Source organism: Micromonospora sp. NPDC049060 (assembly GCF_040649055.1).
Classification (GTDB): Bacteria; Actinomycetota; Actinomycetes; order Mycobacteriales; family Micromonosporaceae; genus Micromonospora; species Micromonospora reichwaldensis.
Window position 1 is genome coordinate 1 of the sequence record NZ_JBEZEV010000156.1, and the last position, 5,734, is coordinate 5,734.

General features: G+C 68.9%; 4 protein-coding genes. 3 read left to right on the plus strand and 1 reads right to left on the minus strand.

The genetic code is table 11. The features are described from left to right. Positions 1-345: 345 nt before the first annotated feature. Positions 346-1,122 (minus strand): AraC family transcriptional regulator, encoded by a 777-nt coding sequence (locus tag AB0B83_RS29745; protein ID WP_357580952.1) that lies wholly within the window; start codon positions 1,120-1,122, stop codon positions 346-348. A 459-nt stretch (positions 1,123-1,581) separates the two neighbouring features. On the opposite strand from AB0B83_RS29745, the gene AB0B83_RS29750 reads away from it, so the two are divergent. The 3 genes from AB0B83_RS29750 (at position 1,582) to AB0B83_RS29760 (ending at position 5,632) form a co-directional block, all read left to right on the plus strand. Further along, positions 1,582-2,259: a MerR family transcriptional regulator gene (locus tag AB0B83_RS29750; RefSeq protein WP_357580953.1), complete on the plus strand. Its 678-nt coding sequence runs from the start codon at positions 1,582-1,584 to the stop codon at positions 2,257-2,259. A gap of 413 nt (positions 2,260-2,672) precedes the next feature. Further along, positions 2,673-4,580 carry a CRTAC1 family protein gene (locus tag AB0B83_RS29755; RefSeq protein WP_357580955.1) on the plus strand — a complete coding sequence of 636 codons (1,908 nt, stop codon included), beginning with the start codon at positions 2,673-2,675 and terminating at the stop codon, positions 4,578-4,580. Then, on the plus strand, positions 4,577-5,632 hold the full coding sequence (locus AB0B83_RS29760) for an enediyne biosynthesis protein (RefSeq protein WP_357580954.1): 1,056 nt from the start codon (positions 4,577-4,579) through the stop codon (positions 5,630-5,632). The genes AB0B83_RS29755 and AB0B83_RS29760 overlap by 4 nt, the downstream gene beginning before the upstream one ends. The last annotated feature ends 102 nt before the right edge of the window (positions 5,633-5,734 follow it).

Consider the following 5,734-nt stretch of genomic DNA (forward strand, 5'->3'; position numbering starts at 1 on the left):
CTTCCTATCTGCCGGCTCCGCGCCGGTGTGACGCGAGCGCCGGCGTGACGCGGGGGGCGGCGCGATCGGGGGCGTGACGCGAACGGGGGCGTGACACGGGGGGCGGCGTGATCGGGGGGCGGGCCACGGGGGAGCGGCGTGATCGGGGGCGTGACGCGGGAGAGCGGCGCGAACGGGGCGTGACACGGTGACGTGCACGGGGCGGCCTGTCGGCGGACATGGCGGCACCCCGGCCGCCGACGCCGTTGCGGGCGCCGGCGGCCGGGGTGCCTCGTGGCCGACCGCGGGTGACGCGGCGGTGGGGAGCGCCGCCCGAGGGGTACGCGGTGCTCCGCCGGGGGCGGGTCAGGCCGCGTACACCTCGGCCCGGTTCTCCCCCTGGGCCTGGCGTTCGCTCGCTGCCTTCCGGCTGTCGAGCAGGGCCAGGAGCACCGGTGGGTCTATCTTGGACACCTCCTTGAGGTGTGCGTCCGCGGTCAGGGTCTGCCGGCCGCGGACGACCAGCGGACCCACCGCGGACACCATCATGCTGTCCTGCTGGAGCCGGAGCACGTCGCCGGAGACGGAGTGGCACAGCAGGTACCAGGTGCCGTCGGGCACGTTCACGAAGCGGTAGACGCCCGGCGACTCCATGATGGCGCAGCGTGCCGGCGGGCCCTCGGGGATGCGGTGCTGGAACAGCCCCATGAAGATGAGCCCGGGCACCGGCCCGCGGGCGGGGGCGGTGACCCGCCCGGTGATGGTGCCCTGCGTCTGGCCCGACGGGCGTTGGGTGGGGATGCGCGGGGTGAAACCGCCCATCCGCCGGTACGTGGTGGGTGGCAGGCCGACGCTCTTGGTGAACCTGGTGCTGAACGTGCCGACGCTGTTGTAGCCCACCCGGAGGCTGATGTCCGTGACGTTGAGCCTGGTCGTGGTGAGCAGCCGCTTGGCCTCCTGCAGGCGGATCGCGGACAGGAAGCGACCGGGCGAGATGCCGGTGACCCGCTGGAAGATCCGCGTGAAGTGGAACTTGCTGAACATGGCTGCGCGTGCCATGTCGTCCACCGTCAACTGCTCCGATAAATTGCTGCGCATCGTGTCGATCGCTCGTTCCACTGCCTGCTCTGCGCTGTCGTGCATTTGTCTCCCCCGGATTGCGGACAATCCCAATGTGTGGATGTGGCGAATTGGGCCGAGTCATTTGGGAGCATCGACCGCCACTATTCCCCGCTAACCGCAGTCGATGCTAGCCGAGGCCGGACGGCCGGTCAACACGTTCTGCGTTCGGAGAGTAGCGCGGAGTGACGAGGGGGGGCTTATCAATTCTTGCCCAGAATTGGCACGTGCCACTGTACGTTCCGGATGAAGATCGCTAAGATTGCTCTTCGTATTGTGGAACTCGCCAGTATCCGCGCCGCCTCCTATCAATCCTTAGCGTAATTTTTCGGACATCGGCGGCGCGTTCCGATGCGTGGCGATCAAGCTCCCCGGCGCCCTCGCCGCCGGCGTGTCCGATCCGCCGTGGATGAGCATCGATCAATGGCTAGCGATCGATCTCTATGGCAAGATTGCCCAAACGTTCGCCAGGGCGGAGGACGCGTGCGTATCTCGGAGCTCAGTCGACAGAGTGGCGTGTCGGTCCCGACGATCAAGTTCTATCTGCGTGAGGGACTGCTTCCGGCGGGCCTGCCCACCGGTCGCAACCAGGCGGACTACAGCGAGCGGCACCTGCGCCGGATCCGACTGATCCGGACCCTGAGCGGGATCGCCGGGCTCGACCTCTCCTCGGTCCGGGAGATCCTGGCGGCCATCGACGACGACGAGGTCAGCCTGCGCGACGCGTACCAGGTGCTGGACCGCGCCCTCTACCTCGACGGATCGGAGACGCTGGGCAGGGCCGCCGTGGACTGCGCACGCACGGAGGTGGCCGAGTTCGCCGACACGCTCGGCTGGTCCCGCGAGACCAGTGCCTCCGGCGGCGAGGTGCTGGCGCAGGTGCTGGCCGGGCTGCGCAGCCTCGGCTGCGAGGCCGACGCCCCCTTCTTCCTCTCCTACGCCCGCGCCGCCGAGCAACTCGTCGTCGCGGAACTCGACCTGCTCGCCGGCGACGGCGGCACCGGGAAGGGTCCCGCGATCGTGCGCAGCGTCCTGTTCGGGGTCGCCCTGTCCGCCCTGCGCCGCATGGCGCACGAGCACCATGCCGCCCTGCGATTCCCGCTGAATGCGGTTGAGTGCGGGCCTGGAACGGGTGAGATGCCGGATCCAACCGGCCGGTAACGTGTGTGCCCTCCTCGGCCACTGAGCAACTTTTGAGAAGAACTCAAGCCGTGCTCCCGCGACCATAAGTGGGCCGGCGGCGACTTTCGCGGCCGGTTCACCAGGCATCGTGAAGGGACCGCACGCCATGCCTCGATCGGCTGAGAATGGGCAGCGCCGGCCACGTACGCCGTAGCGCCCCACGTGAGTGAATGCCCTGTTCCTGCGGCAATGAACTGCCGATGGATGACAGCGAAAAAATTGTCGCCGGGACAATTCACTCCATTTCTCGGTCGATGACACTGCCCGTCGCCAGACCCGGCCGCACGGCGAGATCAGCCGCTGCACGGCACGGGTGGTGGCCCAATCTGGAGGGGAACCCCTTGCCATCCCAACCCGTCGGCGCCATCCGCCGAATCATTCCCGCTGTCTTCGTGCTGGTCCTCGTGGCCGCGTTCTTCGCCGTCGCCCGGCTGCCCAGCGCGTCGGCCGAGGAGCGTCAGACGCTGGCGTCGCGGTTCGGCTTCACCGAGCTGCCGATCGCGCTGCCGCCCGGCCTGCCCGAGCGCTCCGTGCGACCGGTCAATCCCGAGTACGAGCACATCCGCGCCTGGGTGTCGTCGGTCGGCGCCGCCGTCGCGGCCAACGACCTCGACGGCGACATGATCGCCAACGACCTCTGCCTGGTCGACACCCGCAGCGACAGCATCATCGTCACGCCGTCGCCCGACGGGCCCGCCCGGTACGCGCCCTTCGTGCTGGACCCCGCGCCCCTGCCCACCCACAAGTCGATGGCGCCGATGGGCTGCGTGCCCGGCGACTTCAACGGCGACGGCCGCACCGACCTGCTGGCCTACTACTGGGGCCGCACGCCGGTGTTGTTCCTGCACCGCGCCTCCGCCACAGGGCCGCTGACCAAGGCGACCTTCCACCCCACCGAGCTGGTCGGTAAGCCGTCCGCCTCCTCCAGCGGCGAGTACCAGGGCAAGTTCTGGAACACCAACGCGGTCGCCGTCGCGGACTTCGACGGCGACGGCCGGCCGGACATCGGCGTCTTCAACTACTTCCCCGACAGCCAGGTGCTCGACCCGGCCGGCCAGCCGAACGTCGAGATGAACCACTCGCTGTCCCGCGCGCAGAACGCCGGCGGGGCGCACGTGCTGCGCTGGACCGCCGCCACCAGCGGCGACAAGCCGACCGCCACGTACGTCGAGCAGTCCGCCATCCCGCCGCAGTACGCCACGGGCTGGACCCTCGGCGCCGGTTCCGCCGACATCGACGGCGACCTGCTGCCGGAGCTGTACCTCGCCAACGACTTCGGCCGGGACCGCTTCTTCCACAACGTCTCCACGCCGGGACAGATCCGCTTCGCGATGGCGGAGGGCCGCCGCGGCGCGCTCACCCCGAAGTCCATGGTGGTCGGCCACGACTCGTTCAAGGGCATGTCCATCGAGTTCGGCGACCTCGGCGGCACCGGCAAGTTCGACATGTTCGTCAGCAACATCACCACCTCCTGGGGCCTGGAGGAGAGCAACTTCGTCTGGCGCAACAACTCGTCGAGCCTGGCCGACGCCCGCAAGCGGTTGAGCGAGGGCAAGGCCGTCTTCGACAACAAGGCCGCCGAGCTCAACATGGCCTGGGTCGGCTGGGGCTGGGACGCCAAGATCGCGGACTTCGACAACAGCGGCGAGATGTCGGTGGTCCAGACCGCCGGGTTCGTCAAGGGCAAGATCAACCGTTGGTCCTGGTTGCAGGAACTGGCCATGAGCAACGACCTCATGCTCCGCAACCCGGCCATGTGGCCCAAGGCCGAGCCGGGCGACGACATCGCCGGCTCCGAGCCGTTCGCGTTCTGGGTACGGGAGAAGAACGGGCGCTACGCGAACATCAGCGCCGAGCTCGGCATGACCGACAGCACCCCGAGCCGGGGAGTGGCCGTCGCCGACACCAACGGCGACGGGGGCCAGGACTTCGCGGTGGCCCGCCAGTGGGGCGCCCCGTCCTACTACCGCAACGACAAGCCGGGCAGCGGCAACTTCCTCGGCCTGCGCCTGTGCCGCCCCGGTGAGGACGGCCGCGGCACGCCCGCGTACGGGGCCCAGGTCCGGGTGAAGACCGCGGACGGTCGTACCCGCGTCGCCCAGCTCGACGGCGGCAGCGGTCACTCGGGCAAGCGCAGCTTCGACGTCTTCTTCGGTCTCGGCGACGCCGGCGCCAAGCCGGTCTCGGCGGAGATCGCCTGGCGCGACCTCAACGGTGCCGTGCACAAGCAGACCCTCGACCTCGCCGCGGGCTGGCACACGATCATGCTCACGGACAAAGCCCAGGAGATGCCGAAATGACCGACGTCCGAGACAGCGCCCGTACCGGCAGTGACGTGCGGGGGGTGGGAGGCACCGCGGTCGCCGACGCCCCGGTCGGCCCGGCGCCGACCGTCACCTTCGACCGCAACGCGGCGGTGGCGGCCACGACCGGGGCGCCCCCGCGCATCGACCGGCGCGACCCCCGCTACCTGGCCCTGCGCAACTTCGCCCTCTCCATGAGCATCTTCAACATCCTCGGCTACACGGTGCTCGGCTTCGAACAGCCCTGGACCTGGCCCTTCTTCGCCCTGGCCATCGGCTACGCCACCGAGATCGTGGTCGAGCTGGTCACCGCACGGGCGAACAAGCGCCGCCCCGCCTTCTTCGGCAACGGCGCCTGGGGGATGTACACGTTCCTGCTGCCCACCCACATCACCGCGCTCGCCGCGAACATGCTGCTCTACGCCAACGACAACTTCTGGCCCATCGCCTTCGCGGTGGTCGTCTCCATCGGTCAGAAGGCGATCTTCCTGGCGCCGATCAGGGGCCGCATGCGGCACTTCATGAACCCGTCGAACTTCGGCATCACGGTGACCCTGGTGGCGTTCTCCTGGGTCAACATCGCCCCGCCGTACCACTTCACCGAGGACGTGCCGGACATGATCCGGATCCTCGTGCCGCTGGTCATCCTGACGGCCGGCACCGTGCTCAACGGGGTGCTCACCAAGAAGATCCCGCTGGTCGTGGGCTGGGTCGGCGGCTTCGTCATCCAGGCGCTCGTGCGGCACTTCATCTGGGACGTCGCGCTCTGGGCGGCCCTGCTACCGATCACCGGTGTCGCGTTCGTGCTGTTCACCAACTACATGATCACCGACCCGGGCACGACACCCACCTCGGGCCGGGCCCAGTTCATGTTCGGCGCGAGCGTCGCCGGCGTGTACGGCGTGCTGATCGCCTTCAACGTCGTCTACACGCTCTTCTTCGCCGTGACGATCGTCTGTCTCGCCCGGGGCCTGCTCTGGTGGGGCATCTGGCTGCGTGACCGCTCCCGGCGTGCGAACACGCCGGAGGTGCGGCCCGCCGTCACCTGACGCACGGGCGGTCCGTCCAGGCACCTTGAGCCACAACTGCCTGGTTTTCTAGGCGATCAAGGTAAATCGATGAGTCAACCACACGTAGTTCCACCGGCGTCG

Excerpts from the sequence above, each read along its gene's own strand:
- AB0B83_RS29760 (WP_357580954.1), top strand. The coding sequence starts at position 4,577 with ATGACCGACGTCCGAGACAGCGCCCGTACCGGCAGTGACGTGCGGGGG.
- AB0B83_RS29745 (WP_357580952.1), bottom strand. The coding sequence starts at position 1,122 with ATGCACGACAGCGCAGAGCAGGCAGTGGAACGAGCGATCGACACGATG.